Source organism: Vitreimonas sp. (genome assembly GCF_036392335.1).
In the GTDB taxonomy this organism is placed as follows: domain Bacteria; phylum Pseudomonadota; class Alphaproteobacteria; order Caulobacterales; family Aquidulcibacteraceae; genus Vitreimonas.
In genome coordinates this window covers 1-16,311 of the sequence record NZ_DASVYD010000019.1, presented here as the reverse complement: position 1 = coordinate 16,311, position 16,311 = coordinate 1, and the positions used below count along the sequence as shown (strand labels likewise).

The 16,311-nt window shown below is 63.1% G+C and carries 13 protein-coding genes and 1 pseudogene; 5 read left to right on the top strand and 9 right to left on the bottom strand.

Features of this window, described 5'->3' with window-relative positions; genetic code table 11:
- Positions 1-20: 20 nt before the first annotated feature.
- Together leuS and VF769_RS03965 are read right to left on the bottom strand one after the other, a co-directional pair.
- On the bottom strand, positions 21-2,657 hold the full coding sequence (gene leuS, locus VF769_RS03970; RefSeq protein WP_331007072.1) for a leucine--tRNA ligase: 2,637 nt from the start codon (positions 2,655-2,657) through the stop codon (positions 21-23).
- Positions 2,658-2,708: 51 nt separating this feature from the next.
- On the bottom strand, positions 2,709-3,164 hold the full coding sequence (locus VF769_RS03965) for a DUF3576 domain-containing protein (protein WP_331007071.1): 456 nt from the start codon (positions 3,162-3,164) through the stop codon (positions 2,709-2,711).
- Positions 3,165-3,437: 273 nt separating this feature from the next.
- On the opposite strand from VF769_RS03965, the gene VF769_RS03960 reads away from it, so the two are divergent.
- Positions 3,438-3,896 (top strand): NtrZ family periplasmic regulatory protein, encoded by a 459-nt coding sequence (locus tag VF769_RS03960; RefSeq protein WP_331007070.1) that lies wholly within the window; start codon positions 3,438-3,440, stop codon positions 3,894-3,896.
- Here the strand turns inward: VF769_RS03960 and VF769_RS03955 are convergent.
- On the bottom strand, positions 3,893-4,489 hold the full coding sequence (locus VF769_RS03955; protein ID WP_331007069.1) for a thiamine phosphate synthase: 597 nt from the start codon (positions 4,487-4,489) through the stop codon (positions 3,893-3,895). The two genes, VF769_RS03960 and VF769_RS03955, sit on opposite strands and share 4 nt — an antisense overlap.
- Between VF769_RS03955 and VF769_RS03950 the strand changes: the two genes are divergently transcribed.
- The 3 genes from VF769_RS03950 to VF769_RS03940 all read left to right on the top strand — a co-directional run bounded on the left by VF769_RS03950 (position 4,488) and on the right by VF769_RS03940 (position 6,704).
- On the top strand, positions 4,488-5,162 hold the full coding sequence (locus VF769_RS03950) for a YggS family pyridoxal phosphate-dependent enzyme (protein WP_331007068.1): 675 nt from the start codon (positions 4,488-4,490) through the stop codon (positions 5,160-5,162). The two genes, VF769_RS03955 and VF769_RS03950, sit on opposite strands and share 2 nt — an antisense overlap.
- A gap of 81 nt (positions 5,163-5,243) precedes the next feature.
- Positions 5,244-5,933: a response regulator transcription factor gene (locus VF769_RS03945; protein WP_331007067.1), complete on the top strand. Its 690-nt coding sequence runs from the start codon at positions 5,244-5,246 to the stop codon at positions 5,931-5,933.
- 48 nt (positions 5,934-5,981) lie between these two features.
- On the top strand, positions 5,982-6,704 hold the full coding sequence (locus VF769_RS03940; RefSeq protein ID WP_331007066.1) for a hypothetical protein: 723 nt from the start codon (positions 5,982-5,984) through the stop codon (positions 6,702-6,704).
- 286 nt (positions 6,705-6,990) lie between these two features.
- Here the strand turns inward: VF769_RS03940 and VF769_RS03935 are convergent, their stop codons facing one another.
- The 4 genes from VF769_RS03935 to VF769_RS03920 form a co-directional block, all read right to left on the bottom strand.
- Entirely contained in the window at positions 6,991-8,871 is a 1,881-nt protein-coding gene (locus tag VF769_RS03935) for a phosphoenolpyruvate carboxykinase (GTP) (RefSeq protein ID WP_331007065.1), read from the bottom strand.
- Between the two features lie 221 nt (positions 8,872-9,092).
- A complete protein-coding gene (locus tag VF769_RS03930) occupies positions 9,093-10,940 on the bottom strand; it encodes a DUF885 domain-containing protein (RefSeq protein WP_331007064.1) in 1,848 nt (615 codons plus the stop codon).
- Between the two features lie 76 nt (positions 10,941-11,016).
- Positions 11,017-11,811, bottom strand: a complete 795-nt coding sequence (locus VF769_RS03925; RefSeq protein ID WP_331007063.1) for an exodeoxyribonuclease III — start codon at positions 11,809-11,811, stop codon at positions 11,017-11,019.
- A 293-nt stretch (positions 11,812-12,104) separates the two neighbouring features.
- A complete protein-coding gene (locus tag VF769_RS03920; RefSeq protein WP_331007062.1) occupies positions 12,105-12,761 on the bottom strand; it encodes a LolA family protein in 657 nt (218 codons plus the stop codon).
- 162 nt (positions 12,762-12,923) lie between these two features.
- On the opposite strand from VF769_RS03920, the gene VF769_RS03915 reads away from it, so the two are divergent.
- Entirely contained in the window at positions 12,924-13,601 is a 678-nt protein-coding gene (locus VF769_RS03915; protein ID WP_331007061.1) for a hypothetical protein, read from the top strand.
- A 719-nt stretch (positions 13,602-14,320) separates the two neighbouring features.
- Here VF769_RS03915 and VF769_RS03910 read toward each other — a convergent pair.
- Both VF769_RS03910 and VF769_RS03905 read right to left on the bottom strand, forming a co-directional pair.
- Entirely contained in the window at positions 14,321-14,881 is a 561-nt protein-coding gene (locus VF769_RS03910; protein WP_331007060.1) for a hypothetical protein, read from the bottom strand.
- Positions 14,881-16,311: pseudogene (locus VF769_RS03905) on the bottom strand (hypothetical protein); the annotation flags it as partial. The pseudogene VF769_RS03905 and the gene VF769_RS03910, both read right to left, overlap by 1 nt.

Sequence of the window (16,311 nt, the reverse complement as noted above, 5' to 3'; positions counted from 1 at the left end):
CAGGTGTTCTCCGCCCGCGATCAATTCGCGACGATATTGACGATCCTATCGGTGACGACAATCACCTTGCGGACGGTAACGCCCTCCAAGAAGGGCTTCACCGCCTCGTGTTGCAGCGCAAGCTCACGCACGTCGGCCTCGGCGGCGCCCTTGGGCGCTTCGATTTCCGCACGTTTCTTGCCGTTCACCTGGATCGGCAGCGTGACGGTGGTGCGCGCCGCCAGGTCCGGGTCCGCGACGGGCCAGGGCGTGGTGGCGACGAAACCGGCGAAGCCCAGCTTCTCCCAGCATTCTTCGGCCAAGTGCGGCATGAAGGGCGAGATCAATTGCGCCAGGATGCGCAGCGCCTCGCCGCGCGCGAACAGGCTGCCGGCGTCGTCGCTCTTCAGCTTGGCGATGGCATTGACGAGTTCGTAGCTGCGCGCGACCGCGACGTTGAAGCGGAAATTCTCGATGTCGTCGGTGACGCTTTGGATGGCGCGATGCGCAAGCTGGCGCAGCGCGTGCGCCTCGGGCGACATTGCGGGCGCGGCTTCGCCGGGCTTCGGCGCGGGATGGCCGTGGGCATCGGTGAGCGTCCAAACACGCTGCACGAAATTCCAGGCGCCTTTGACGCCGGAGGCAGTCCATTCCACGTCGCGCTCGGGCGGTGAGTCCGAGAGTACGAACCAGCGCGCAACGTCGGCGCCGAAATCCTGAATGAACGCGTCGAGATCGACGACGTTCTTCTTGGACTTCGACATTTTCTCGATGGCGCCGACTTCTACCGGTGCGCCGGTCTTCAGTTCGATGCGCTTGCCATCTTTGACGTCCGTATCTTCCGGCAACAACCAAGCGCCCGAAGCCGACTTGTACGTCTCGTGCACCACCATGCCTTGTGTGAACAGGCTCTTGAACGGCTCGCCGTCGGCGGGGCCGTCGAGGAAGCCGCAATCACGCATGGCGCGGGTGAAGAAGCGCGAATAGAGCAGGTGCAGAACCGCGTGCTCGATGCCGCCGACATATTGATCGACCGGCAGCCAATAGCTGGCGGCCTTCTTGTCGAACGGCGCGTCCGGATTGGTCGGGTCAGTGAAGCGCGCGAAATACCAGCTCGAATCCACGAAGGTGTCGAGCGTGTCGGTTTCGCGGGTCGCAGCGCCGCCGCAAGTCGGGCAGCTCACATGCTTCCAGGTTGGGTGGCGATCGAGCGGATTGCCCGGCTTGTCTTTGTCGAAGGTGACGTCTTCCGGCAGCGTGACCGGCAGATCTTTCGCCGGCACAGGCACGACGCCGCATTTGGCGCAATGGATCGCTGGAATCGGGCAGCCCCAATACCGCTGCCGCGACACGCCCCAATCGCGCAGACGATATTGCGTCGTCGCTTCGCCCTTGCCGAGCTTCACCAGCTCTTCGATCGCGCGATTAATCGCGTCGCGGGTAGAGAGGCCGTCGAGGAAGCGCGAATTATAGATCACGCCGTCGTCGGTGAACGCTTCGTCGGTCACGGCATAGGTCGCGGCGTCCGCGCCGGGCGGCAGCACGACGGGTTTGAAAGGCAATTTGTATTTGTTGGCGAAGTCGAGGTCGCGCTGATCGCCAGCCGGCGAGCCGAAGATCGCGCCCGTGCCATACGACGAGAGCACGAAATTGGCCGCCCACACCGGCAATTCCCAGCTCGGATCGAACGGGTGCTTCACGCGCACGCCGAGATCGACGCCCTTTTTCTCGGCCTTTTCGATGTCGGCTTCGCTGGTGCCGAGGGCTGCGCATTCGGCGATGAACGCCGCGACATCGGGGCGATGTTCGGCGATCGCCTTCGTCAGCGGATGATCCGGCGCGAGCGCGAGGAAACTCGCGCCGAACAGCGTGTCCGGACGCGTGGTGTAGACTTCAATGGGATCGCGGGCGTGGTTCGGTTCGCCCGCTGGAGACGCCGGCAGGAAATCCGGCGCGGAGGCGATGTCCCACCAAATCTTCGCGCCTTGGCTTTTGCCGATCCAATTCGATTGCATTAGCCGAACTTTGTCCGGCCATTTGTCGAGCCTGCCGAGCGCGTCGAGCAGATCATAGGCGTAGGCGGTGACGCGGAACACCCATTGTTCGAGCTCACGCGTTTCGACCGTCGCGCCCGAGCGCCAGCCCTTGCCGTCGACGACTTGTTCATTGGCGAGCACGGTCATGTCGACCGGGTCCCAATTCACTTTCTGCTTTTTGCGATAGACGAGGTCGTTCTTCCAGAACGCCAGGAACATCGCTTGCTGATGCTTGTAATAGGTCTCGTCGCAGGTGGCGATTTCGCGCGACCAATCGATGGCGAGGCCGAGCGATTTCAGCTGGTCGCGCATCGCCTCGATGTTTTGCCGCGTCCAGCCGCCGGGATGAATGCCGCGCTCCATCGCCGCGTTTTCCGCCGGCAGGCCGAACGCGTCCCAACCCATGGGATGCAGCACGTTGTAGCCGTTGGCGCGCCGGAAGCGCGCGATCACATCGCCCATCGTGTAATTGCGCGAATGGCCGACATGGATGCGCCCCGAGGGATAGGGGAACATCTCAAGCACGTAAGCTTTCTTCTTGCCTTGGGCTTCTTCGGGCGTGAGTGCGCGATCGATCGCGGACTCAGCCCAACGCTTGCGCCATTTCGGCTCGACTTCGCGGTGATTGTACCTGGACGACATACGTACGCCCCTTAGAGGAGCGCCCGATTTCCGGCAATGGCGCGTAATGCCTTACTGCGGCAGCTGGCCCAGGCGGAGTTGGCGCGCGCGCGTCAGGATTGCGTTCTCGATCTGGATTTCGGTGTCCGGATTGACGGTCGCATCAACCCAGGCGCCGCCTTGTTGCTGCTGGCGGAAGATCGAGACGTTGAGCGCGTCGGCGCGCAGGCGGGTGTCGAGAATATAGACGGTGGCCTTGAAGCGCTCGTTCGGCGTCGTCGGGTCGGAATACCAATCGGTGATGATGACGCCGCCGAACGGATCGGCCGAGGCCAGCGGCATGAAGTTCAGCGTGTCGAGCGAGGCGCGCCAGAGGAACGAATTGACGCCGATGCCTTCTTCGACGGCCGAGCCGGCCGACGACGAGCCATTGTCGTCATCACGACCGAAGATCGAGCAGGCGGAGAGCCCGAGCACGGCGACCGTCAAAAGTGCGCCCTTCACGAGCATGCGCCCAGCCTGCGACATCAGCATTCCCTCCGCGTTCGGTGTGGCTGCGTCGTCCCCCGACGCAGCGCGAGCGCCCATATAACATGCGCTCGGTGGAGGGCCAGGGGTCCACTGCGAACCCGGCGATGTTGTGGCGGCGCTCTCGCCCCAATGGTTAATTGGCTGGAACCGGACTCAGAGGGGCGGGTTTTTGACAAAATATTCGTTGCAGCTGTGTCCTAAAGTTCACTGCGTCCGGGCATCGATTCGGTTATATTGCTCTGCTAGGGCAACCCAGCTGTGGGGATTGACGTGTTTAAGGGGTCTGCATTCGTGATCGCGGGGGCCGCCGTTCTGGCGACGGCCGGCGTCGCGCATGCGCAAGACCGCCCCGCCGCCGCCCCCGTGGTTGTCACCGAAAACGCGGCCAGCCGCGCTGCGGTGCCATGGTACCAGCGCTTCACCACCTCGAATGGGGTAACCGAAACCATTACCGGCGATGCCGAGAATGACCGGGCCCTGGCGCCGACCTGGGCGCTGAGCCAGCGTTGGGGCGTAACGCTCGATGTGCGCGAAGCGCAACGCATTGAGCGTTTGCCGGAGAGCCGCGGCGATCAGACCTCCGTCGGCGCCTTCTATCAGTTCACGCCAAGCGTCCGTGTCGGCGGCGAAGTCAGCGTCGAAACCGCGCCGGCGCTGAGCCCGATGGCGCCGGACCGCGATGAAGAGCCGCGTGCGGGCGTCCGCGTCGAGTCGGCGTTCCGCTTCTAAGCGCCGAACGCATCCACCGCCGCAATTCCAGCAAAACCTCGCCCGCTCAAGCAGCGCGCGCTGCGTGCGTCGACGCCGCCCAGCGCCACGACCGGCAGACACGCGGAACGGGCCATCTGACTGGCGTGAAACAGGCCGAGCGGGGGATTGCCTGAGACGCTGCGGGTTTCGAAAACTGGCGCTAGGATGCAGGCGTCGGCGCCAAATTCCGCAGCGCGCGCCAAGGCCTCGGTCGAGTGCGCGGCGGCAGTCTCAAGCGCAAAACCATGATCGCGGCGCGCCGGCAGCCGCTTTTCCGGCCAATGCACGCCGGTGGCGCCGACGCGCCGCGCCAAAGACGGATCGCCCGCGACCAGCAGCAGCAACGCGCGTGAGCGGCACAAGGCAGCGAGCTTGCGCGCGACAGCGTTGCGGTCATCCGCGCCAAAGTGGCGATAGACCACCGCCGCGCCGCGCGGCAGCCGTTTGGCGATCGCGCATGGGTCAGGCGTGCGCAGGGGATCGGTGAAGAAATACAGCCACGGAATCGATGGCGCGCCCGCCTCGGTGTTGAGCCGCCGCGCCTGCGCCGCTAGTGCGTGTATAGAGCCCATGGACCTCATTTCCGATATCGCCGCCAATCGCGCCGCCATCCTCGCCCGCATCGGTGATGCGGCGCGGGCCTCCATGCGCGCCCCGGAGGATGTGGCGCTGGTGGCCGTATCCAAACAACAGCCGGACGAGCGCGTCGAGGCCATGCTCGCCACGGGCCAGCGTCTCTACGGCGAAAACCGGGTGCAGGAAGCGCAAGCGCGCTGGACCGAGCGCCGCGCCCGGTTTGCCGATCTCAAGCTCCGCCTGATCGGTCCGCTGCAATCCAACAAGGCCCAAGACGCGGTCGCGCTGTTTGACGCCATCGATAGTCTCGATCGGCCGAAGCTGGCCAAGGCGCTGGCCGACGCGGCGCAGAAACTGGGCCGCTGCCCCGAGGTGCTGGTGCAGGTGAATACGGGCGAGGAGCCGCAAAAGGCCGGGGTCGCGCCCGCCGAGGCGGACGCCTTCATTAAGGCCGTGCGTGAGGAATACGGCCTGCCGGTCGCGGGCCTCATGTGCATCCCGCCGGTGGACGAGGAGCCGGCCATGCATTTCGCGCTCCTGGCGAAGATCGCCGCCCGTAACGGCCTTTCCACGCTCAGCATGGGCATGAGCGACGATTTCGAGACTGCGGTCCGCTTTGGCGCGACCCAAGTCCGGGTCGGCTCGGCGCTGTTCGGAAATAGGGCTTAAATCGCGCGCGCGATTGCAAAAGCGTGAAAGGACATGGTCATAAGGGTCAGGTTAGGCTCTATGCCTGCTCTTGGACGGCCGATGTCACGCGAAACGACCATCCTCATTATCGACGACGATGCTGACCTCCGTCAGGCGTTGGTCGAACAATTCGACCTCGAAGATGGCTTCGGGGGCGTGGGCGCAGCGTCGGCCGCGGAAGGCTTCGCCGCCGCCGCTGAGCAAAAGCCCGCCGCCATCGTGCTCGACGTCAGCCTGCCGGACATGGACGGCTTCGAGGCCTGCAAGCAGCTGCGCGACCAAGGCGTCAAAGCGCCGATCATCATGTTGACGGGCGCGGCGCAGGAAGAAGAGCAGCAGGTTCAGGGCCTGGACGCCGGCGCCAACGATTACGTGCTGAAGCCATTCAAATTCTCGGTGCTGTTGGCGCGCATCCGCGCGCATCTGCGCAGTCACGAGGCCAGCGAAGACGCGGTCTATCGCATAGGACCCTATGAATTCCGCCCGGCGATGCGGCTGCTGATCGATCCGCAGGAAAAGAAGATCCGTCTCACCGACAAGGAAGCCGCGATCCTGCGCTATCTCTATCGCTCGGGCGAGAAGCCGGTGGGCCGCGACGAGTTGCTGCGTGAGGTCTGGGGCTACAACGCCAATGTCACCACCCATACGCTTGAGACGCACATCTACCGGCTTCGTCAAAAGATCGAGCCGGATGCGCAGAGCCCGAAGCTGCTGATCACGGAGACCGGCGGTTACCGCTTGCAGGTTTGAGCGTCCTCGCCGCTAAATGGCCAAGGGCTGCACGCGGCGGGGAACGCAATGATACGAGCGTTGGGATTGGTGCTGGCGGCGAGCGTCCTCGCCGCTTGCGCTTCGATGCAGGATGAGCAGAGCGCGGAACGTTTGCCCCGCCTGTCGGAATGTCCGGCGTTTGAGAATGTAGATCGCGCGGAGCTCATGCGGCTCGCCGATCCCGCGCAAAATCCGGCGGTCGCCGAATACGATCAGAACATTCGCGCATCGGTCGAACGTACGCCGCTGCCCCCGGAGGCCGCCGTCGCCACAACGCGGATTCGCCTGCGGGCGCCGCCAACAGGAATGTGGGCGCGGGATAATTTCGTGACTGCGTGGCGCGACGGGAGAGGCGATTGGTATTTCGCGCGGCAGGACATTGATTATAGCGCGCCGCCGCCTCCGCCCGTCATGCCGCCATCGTATCCGCCGCCCGCGGATTGGGCGCCGCTGTCGCCGACACTGGCCGAGCGATTCCCCGTGCGCACCGGGCGAGCATCAATGGAGGCCGGGGCCGCGTTGGATGCGCTGTTGGCGGACCCCTGCATGCGTCTAGAGCCGGATCGCTTTACCAGCAGTGTTCCGTTGCGACGCGCCCACGGCTGGGTTTGCGTGCCGGATAGTTCGGCTTGGTTCGCCGAGATCGTGCAGGCTGGCCGGCCACCGCGACTGGTCGGCGTGGCTTGCGAGAACCGTTTCCTGAGTTCGCGCTTGCTGCAGACCGTGCTCGCAATTGGCGCCCGCGAATGAAGAAGGCCCGGATCGCTCCGGGCCTTTTAGCGTTTTGGATTTTGCATTCTGGGATTACGCCACGATTTGCGCGGCTTGCGTGACGGTGGCGAAGGCGAAGGGCATGAACACTGCGGCGGCTGCGATCAGGCTGTAGAACTTGGTCATTGGTTTGCTCCCCGGAACCCCGTGTTCCGATGAAGCCAAGGTACTAGGCCTTCAGGCCTAGCGATGTGACGCGAGTCACGCGCCAACAAAAAGCGCCCCGGCTCAACCGAGGCGCTTTTCTCTTCCGAAGCGACGGCGCTTAATTGGCGGCGACGCGCGGCGAAGCCGGACCGCGTTCGGCGGCGATCTTCACTTTGCCGCTGCGTGCGTCGGCCAGACGCGCGAGCAGCGCTTCGTGCTCGTCCCATAAGCGTTGTGGCAGACGATCGCCGAATTTTTCATAGTGCGGGGTCACCAGCGCGGCTTCTTCGTCCCACACGTCGAGATCGACGCCGAGCAGCAGATCCAAGGCTTCATCCGCGATGTTCAGCCCGCTCGTGTCGAGCGCGTTCTTCGTCGGCACGCGGCCGATCGGCGTATCCAGCGCGGCCGCCTTGCCGTCCAGACGCTCCGCAATCCACTTCAGCACGCGGCTGTTGTCGCCGAAGCCCGGCCAAATGAACTTGCCGTTCTGATCCTTGCGGAACCAATTGACGAAGAAAATCTTCGGCAGCTTGGCGCCTTGGCGCTCGCCGACCTTCAGCCAATGCGCGAAATAATCGCCCATGTGATAGCCGCAGAAGGGCAGCATCGCGAACGGATCGCGGCGCAATTCGCCGACCTTGTTTTCGGCGGCGGCGGTGCCTTCGGAGGCCACGTTCGAGGCCAAGAACACGCCGTGCGCCCAGTCGAACGCTTCGGTCACGAGCGGCACGGCGCTGGCGCGCCGGCCGCCGAACAGAATCGCGTCAATCGGCACGCCTTTGGGATCTTCCCATTCCGGCGCGATCACAGGGCATTGGCCGGCGGGCACGGCAAAACGTGAGTTCGGATGCGCGGCCGGGAATTTGGAATCCGGCATCCAGGGATTGCCCTGCCAATCGGTGAGGCCAGCCGGGGGCGTGTCGGTGAGCCCTTCCCACCAGACGTCATTGTCCTTGGTGAGCGCGACGTTGGTGAACACGGTGTTGGCGTAGAGCGTGTCGAGCGCGGACTTGTTGGTCTTGGCGCTGGTGCCGGGCGCCACGCCAAAGAAGCCGGCTTCCGGGTTGATCGCATACAATCGGCCATCATCGCCAAAGCGCATCCAAGCGATGTCGTCGCCGATCGTCTCGGCCTTCCAGCCGGGGATGGTCGGCTGCAGCATGGCGAGATTGGTTTTGCCGCAGGCCGACGGGAAAGCCGCGGCAATGTATTTGGCTTGGCCTTCCGGACTGGTGAGCTTCAGGATCAGCATATGCTCGGCGAGCCAACCCTCATCGCGGGCCATCACCGACGCGATGCGCAGCGCGAAGCACTTCTTACCCAGCAGTGCGTTGCCGCCGTAGCCGGAGCCGTAAGACCAAATCTCCCGCGTCTCCGGGAAGTGCACGATCCACTTCTCTTCGTTGCAGGGCCACGGCACGTCCTTCTGGCCGGCCGCAAGCGGCGCGCCGAGCGTGTGCACGGCCGGCACGAAGAAGCCGTCGTCGCCGATCTGATCGAGCGCGCCTTTGCCCATGCGGGTCATGATGCGCATCGAGGCGGCGACGTAACCGGAATCGGTGATTTCCACGCCGAGCTGCGAAATTTTCGAGCCGAGCGGGCCCATGCAGAATGGCACGACGTACATGGTGCGCCCACGCATGCAGCCGTCGAACAGGCCATTGAGTTTGGCGCGCATTTCCGCCGGCGCGACCCAATTGTTCGAGGGACCAGCGTCGCCTTGCTCTTGCGAGCAAATGAAGGTGCGGCTTTCGACGCGCGCGACATCCTTCGGATCGGAGGCGGCATAGAACGAGTTCGGGCGCTTGTTTTCGTCGAGCTTCTTCAGCGTGCCGGCGGCGACGAGTTCACTCGTGAGACGCTCCCATTCCGCGTCCGAGCCGTCGCACCAATGGACGCGGTCCGGCTTGGCCAAAGCGGCGATGCTCTCAACCCATTCTACGAGCTTTTTGTGCTTCGTCGGGGCCGGGTGAAGGCCGGGAATGCTTGCGGTCACGGAATCCCTCCAGACGCGGCTGTGTCGGCCGCGCGCGTGCGTTTGCGTGCAAGAAGCGTGCTTGAGAGACGCCATGTCAAACAGGTTCTGCGCGGCCAAGGGGGCGCACTGCCGCAACCGCAATTGCCACCGGTAGCAATGCGAAATTCAATGCAGCAATGCGCGGATGGGGGTGTTCCGTGGCGGTAAGGCCCCGTGCGCGGGGGCTAAAGGTGTGGGGTCTAAGCTTGGTTGGCGGCCCACTCGTTCATAATGCGCTCAAGGACTGAGAGCGGCACCGCGCCATTCGCGAGCATCGTGTCGTGGAAGCCCTTCAAATCGAAACGCGCGCCAAGCGCGGCGCGAGCGCTGTCACGCATGCGATTAATCGCTTGGCGCCCGACCATGTAGGAGCACGCTTGGCCCGGCCACACGCAATAGCGCTCGATCTCGGTGGTGACGGAGCTTTCCTGATCGCCCGTGGCTTCGACCATCGAGGCGATCGCCTGCTCGCGTGTCCAACGCTTGTGATGCATGCCGGTGTCGACGACGAGGCGCGAGGCGCGGAATGTCGCCGATTGCAGATAGCCCAAGCGGCCGAGCGGATCGGCGTCATACGCGCCAAGTTCGTCGGCGAGCTGTTCGGCGTAGAGCCCCCAGCCCTCGCTGAAGGCGCTGAAGCCCAACATCGCGCTACGGATGAACGGGATCGAGCCAGATTCTTGTTGGATCGAAATCTGCCAGTGATGGCCCGGCACGCCTTCGTGATAGTTCAGCGTCGGCAGCGTGAATTTCGGCCATTCGGACGTGTCGCGCAGATTGATGTAATAGGCGCCAGGGCGCGACCCATCGAGCGCGGCCCGCTGGTAATAGCCGCCCGGCGCGCCAGCCTCTGTTGTCACCGGCACGCGGCGGATTTCCAATTGCGCGCGCGCCAGTGTGTTGAAGGCGCGCGGCATCATCGCTTCGATCGCGCGCGTTTGCGTGTTGAGGTCGGCGAGAATCTGCGCGCGGCCGGCGTCGGTGTTTGGGTAGGGCTGGTCTGGACGACGCGAGAGCTGTTGCACGCGGGCCGCGACGCTGCCGCGCGTCATGCCTTGGCTACGCAGAATTTGATCCATCTCGCTGTGGAATTGCGCGATGAGTTCGAGGCCGATGTTGTGAATCTCATCGGGCGACATTGTCGTGGTTGTGCGGCTTTGCAGGGCCGCTGCGTACATTTCCGCGCCTTGCGGCAAACGCCAGATGCCGGCGTCATGTACGGCGTTGCGGCGCACTTCACGTAAGGCCGACTTTTGGCGCTCATAGGCCGGATAGATCGCATCGCGCACCGCGGCTTCCGCGCGGCTAATGTAAGCGGCGCGCTCGGCATCGGTCAGTTCAGCCGTTTGCGGCAAGCGACGCACCAGCGTTTGCACCAGCAGGTTCTGCGCGGCTGGCGTGGACGTGAAGGCGTCCATTTGGGTGAGCGTCCGGTCGATCGCGAAATCGGGCGGGATCACGCCGGCAGCGGCGTCCTCGCGGATAATGGCGGTCTCTTCGTCCAGGTTGCGGACGTAAGCGTCGAGGCGGCCGAGGAAGCCGTCGGCTTCGTCACGTGTGCGCAGCGGGTGCTGATTGTCGAGGAAGTCCGGGGTATTGCGATAAGCGCCGGTGAGCTGGGTGACGATGTACGGACTGCCAGCGCCGTTGCCGACTTCGAAGGCGGAATTGGCGAGACTGTTTTCCCACGCTGTGGCGACGACATCGTAAGTGACGCGTTCGCGTGGCTCCAACCAGTCGCGATTGATGACCCGCAAATCGTTGAGCGCGGCTTGCGTCTCGGCGCGCGCGGCGCGGTTCGCGGCCTTGGAGGCGTCGCTCAATTTGTCGATGAATCGGTAGCCAGCGCGCGCCTCGGTGAGACCCAGGCTTGTGCATCGTTCCGGCGCGCGGCGCAGCGTCGCCTCCACGGCGCGGTCGAGGATCGCGTGCATGCGCGCGTTCCAATCGGGCGCGGCGGTTTCGACGGGGGCGCTCGTGGCGCAGCCGGCAAGCAGCGCTGCGCCGGCCGCGCCTGCGCCAAGAAGTGTGCGTCGTGAAAGTTGCATCGCGTATTCCCCCAGAGCTGAAGTCGCGTATCGTACCGAGAGCGACCGGTCGCTCAATGCGGGTTGCGACGACGCGTCAGAGTTTGAAGCCGGCGACGACCGGCACGTGATCGCTGGGGCGGTCCCAGGAGCGGCAGGGGACGTGGATGTGGAACGCGTCCGCTTGCGAGGCGGGGGCCAGATCAGCGGTGGCCCAGATGTGATCGAGGCGGCGGCCGCGATTGTTCTTGGTCCAATCGGGGCTGCGATAACTCCACCAGGTGAAGAGCTTCTCCGGGTCGGGCTTGTGGTGGCGCGCTAGGTCGACGAAGCCGCCCGCTTCGCGTGCGGCCTCCAAGCGGGTGGTCTCGCCCGGCGTGTGGCTGACAACATCGAGCAGCTGCTTGTGGCTCCAGACGTCGTTCTCGCCCGGCGCCACGTTGAGATCGCCGACCAGGATCATCGGCGCCTTGCCGCGGCGTTTCTTGTAGTCGCGCTTCATGCGGTCGAGGACGTCGAGCTTGTGCGCGAATTTTGGATTGGCGACAGGATCGGGCACGTCGGCGCCGGCGGGAACGTAGAGATTATGCAGCTCTATGCCGTCGATTAAAGCGGTGGCGACGCGCGCTTCTTGCTTGGAACAGAGCGGCGGCGCTTCGATCGGTTCGAGCTTGCGCTTTGAGACGATGGCCACGCCATGCCAGCCCTTTTGGCCGACGACGTGCATGTGCTTGTAGCCGGCTTCCTTGAACGCCTTGGCGGGAAACTCGCCGTCGCGGCATTTGATTTCCTGCAGACACAAGACGTCCGGCTTCGCTTCGCCGAGGAAGCGGCAGACCATCTCGATCCGCAGGCGGACGGAATTGATGTTCCAGGTGGCGATTTTGAGCATGGCCCCTGTGTGGGGCGGTGGGGGGCCCAAAACAAGAAGGCTCGGCGCGTTCAGCGGCCGAGCCTTCTCTGCGCCTTGAGGGTTGGCGCGGTTTCGCCGGCAGGGGAAAAACCGGCTGCAGTGGTCGCCGCGCTGGATCGGTCAGCGGGGGGGACGACGCTAATCCAGGGGGATATGCGGCGACCGTGCCTGATGTATCTAGATCACATTAGCTAAAAATTCAAGGTCTCCACTGGTGAAAGGCCTTGCCAAATCATTACAAATTTGGCTGGCGCGCCCGATTTTCGCCACGCTTAGCGACGGGGCCGGTTGGGGAGCATGTCCTCCAAGCGGAAGAGATTACGGTCGAGGCTGGCGGGTTGGATCACGTCCGACAGCGTCACGCGCGTGCGCGCGCCTGTGGCGTCGGTGACGTCCCAGGAGCGCAATTGATCTTGCGCGTCGAAATGCAGCGAGAGCGCGCCATCCATTTCACCGGTGCGATCGCGCGCGGTGACAACGGTCCATTCGCCGCCGCGCGACACGCGGATGACGCGCGCATTGCGCTCCAGATTAATGTTTTCGCCGAGGATCAGATGCAGCGGCGTTGACCGCAAAGGCGTGCGTTCCGTGGTGCGCATGGCCGTGTCGCGCATGGCGACAACGCTGCCGTCCGAGACGATCAGCAAGGTCGCCGGCGGATCGTATTGGAAGCGCAGTTTGCCGGGGCGTTGCAGATAGAACGTGCCGGTGGCGCGGCTGCCGCCGGGCGAGGTTTGCACGAAGCGGCCCTGCAGCGCGCGCACGCCGTTCAAGGCGGCGTTGACGCGGGCGAGCGCTGCGGCGCGGTCGGCGCCTTCCAGCGTGACCAAGGTGGCGGCTTCGCTGGTGCGTGGGCGCAGCTCTTGCGCGAGCGCTTGCGGCGCGAGGACCAGGGCGGAAAGGCCCAGCAGGGCGAGGCGTCTGTTCATGTGTGTCATGTGGCGGAAACGCGTGGCGAAAAAAAGGGTTCGCTTTGCCCAGAAATGGCCTTTCCCGTTCAGACGCGGTTCATCCGGGCGGCGAGTGGGCTTGGCGAATGGCGCTCCACAAGCTCTTGATCTCATCGGCGTTTCGATTCGCGGGGTGAGGGAATGTTTGCAGACACGACGCAGATGCTGCCGTCGATCGGTTGGGCGGGGTTCCTCGATGGGCCGCAGATCGTGGAATTCATCGCAGCCCTTGCGCTCGCCATCGCACTGGGCGCCGCGATCGCGTTCCATCCAACCACGGCGCGCACGATCGACACGCGCGAAGAGGCGGAGATGCCGAAGGTGTACATCATGTACGCCCTTGTCGGCGCCGTCGTCGGCGAGATCGTGCTGGCGTACGGCATGGTCGTCGGCTTCGTGATCTTTGGCCTGGGCGGGCTGATGCGGTTTCGCACCGACACGGCCTCGACGCGCGACACGGGGCGGCTGATCATCGTGACGCTCCTGGGGCTGATCGCGGGCCTCAACATGCCGCACTTCGCTCTGATCGCGGCGGCGGTGACGTGGATCCTGATCTACGTGTTCGACGGCCATCCGGTGTGCGAGCTCGAAGTGCACGAAATTCCGGAAGGCCGCGTGCGCGACGCTTCTGTGGCGTATCGCGCCGTGCTTGAAGAATTGGGCTGCAAACTGATCAACGAAGACAAATCCTTCTCCAAACATCGCATCGATTACGTCTTCCGCGCCCCGCGCGCGTCGACGCAAGCCAGCTTGCACAAGGCGTTGTGTGAGCGTGTGCCGGTGGATGTGCGGGGGGAGATTGATTGGGAGATCGAATAGGGACTAGGGCGATGGCGCGTGTGCTTGCGTGCGCGACTCGCTCGACATGCAGGCGAACCCGAATCCCTCGTCCCTCGTCCCTACGCGCGCGATGCTTGGTGATCTTGCGATCGGAACAATCGATCCGCCTTCGCCGAGGCTTCGGCGGACCGCTCTCGCGCACGCGAGAGCGGGAGGACGGGGCGCGTCAGAGGCGCCGAGTTAGATTCAGATATGCTGTGCGATCGCTCGCGCGGACAGCATGCGCGTCGAACGCGCCCCGTGATCGGCCGTTATTCCCGGACTGGGATAGGGCTTGCTCTGCTCACCTCCAGGGAAACCGCGGAGGGGCCTTAGGCCCGAATTCACCAGATTTCACCGGTGCAGCGCGTCAGCATCTTCCGAGGGATGCTGGGCCTCGCGGTTTCATGCCCCGCGAGCAATGCAGGCGTCGTTCGCTTCGCCGCCAACGCCGAACCTCTGTCGAGCATTCGACGCCGCGTACTTCCTCAACGATCCTCCTTCGCTCTTCGAGCTACGGAGGATCGAAGCGGCGCCTGCCGCGCCGGTCGATGTCCGCACATTTCAAAGCTTCGCAGCTCTTCGAAACCCTCCCGTGTGAGGACACGTGAAGTATGCGCTGGGATTGAGAGCGGTCGGATAGATTTTTGGCGGGGTGAGGGAAGTCAGGGGGTTAGGTGGCGAAAGCGGTGGGATTGGGGAGGGTGAGCCTAGTCGCGCTAGCCCCAGAAGTTGGGATCGTTCAGTTTCACGTTGCTGACGAGCAAGCCGCCTTCGCAGCGATCAACATCGACGAATCCCGCGCGCTCCAGAATACGCCAAATCTGTTGTTCTCCGCGTTCTAGCCATCGCTGAATCGCGATCAATTGCCTGATCATGATCCGGCAGCCCTCCTGGTCCAGGTCGCCGGGCCATGCGCCGGATTGGAATAGGCGGTGGACGAAGTGATCTCGCTTATTCTTGAGCCACTTTAGATAAGAGATGTCCGTGAGCGGCACGTTGTGCTTTTCTAGAATTCCGATCATCGAGCCGAGTGTCGAAGCATTCAGCGCATTGTGCCTCCTGATAAGTTCGCTTCCCGCGTCGGCCGCCCGGTCGGTCTTGCCGACTTTCATGTCGTCGCAAATGAGGATTGCAGACACGACCATGTTCTCGAACTTGGCAACCGCCATAAACGTGGCGGCCATATGCTGACAGTAGAGAAATCTCGCGAAGTCACTATCGGACATTGCACCGATGAGGGCGCGAACTTGCTCTTTGCTTATGTTCGGGTGAAACATCAGTCCACCGTAAAGAAGCTCTTGCCGGAAATTCCTGCGCGGTCGAAGAACGCTTGATTACGACTGCGCGCGTCCGTCAGTAGCGCGTCCCAACCGATCAACTCTATTGAGCCCTTGAAACCATCGCGTGGCTGATAAATGCGGCCACGCCCATCGGCCGTTCGCTGCCAGGTAAAAGTCCATTCGTCGAGTCGACCAATGATGTCGGCGACGATGAAGCAGTGAAAAACGGTGTTCTGATCAAGCTTGATAGGACGACCGGCAACGTCGCGTAGGTCTCCTGATAGAAGGCGGCGAACGTAGCGCTCCACCTGCATATGCGGGTTCTCGTCGTCATCGTAAGCTTCCCGACCGGGTCGCTTCAGCTCAATCAGCAGGACCTTCGGGGCGTCAGCAGCTTGGCGAAGACCGTGAGCGTAATCGAATATGAGGACGTCGGCGCGGTCATCGCTGTCGATAGCCTCCGATAGCACGGAGAACTCTACGTCTGAGCTGAAATACCGTGCAAACGTCAGGCGTTCATCGACGATCCAGAGGTCATGAGACGCCGATGGCTCCACTCGCCGCTTTCCTGACGCCAGCGTAGTGACGTGCATTGGGCATATCAGCGAATGAAGAACATCCTCTCGTTGATATGAGCTGTCGCGTTCATCATCTCTGACCTTTTGAAGTAGCATCTCGATAAAATCGAGGACGACTTTTCGGCGAACAACATACTCTGCCAAGCTGCGTTGCTCGGCCTCTTCAATTGCTTGTCCCGCCTCGGCAATCGCCTGGTCGAAAGTATCAGCTGTTACGTCGCCAGTTTTGAGTCGCGTAAGAACGGTTCGCACGCGTTCGGCCTGCCGTTGATCACGACGAAAACGCTCGCGCGCCAGGTGGCCATAGATGGCGTCGTCATTGAGTTCGCCGGAGGGGATCTTCTGTTGAAGTTCTTCGACGTCACCAAACGCCACCGATGGATAGGACTCCGTGATGGCTTCGATCCGCTCGCGCTGAGTTCCGCTGAGCAGTGCGAGAGGTTCTTCAAGGAATCTCTCAATGTGTGGAGTGCAGACGTCTTTTATGATGCGTTCAATCACCGCATCTTCGAACATAAACGCCGTTCGTTCTTGATTGACATTTGAGTCCAAGAACTCGCCAGTCAAAATTGCGTGGAAGACACGGTCGCCGTCATCACCGAAATATTTGAGCCCCAATTTTCCGTCGATGGATTGAGAATGCACTGTTCGATCGTGCGCAATGAAGTGCACAAAGTGCGACCCTTTCAGGTCCGCACTGGCGACTTTGTCACACTCCATCATTGTCAGATGGAGCGTGCCGTACTCTTCGGTCTCGATAGAAATCACCGGATCGCGGCGATAGACGATCTCGTCGATGGCTTGAGGGTAGTCGCGCGACTCATCGCCGACTACAACGGTCATCAAAGG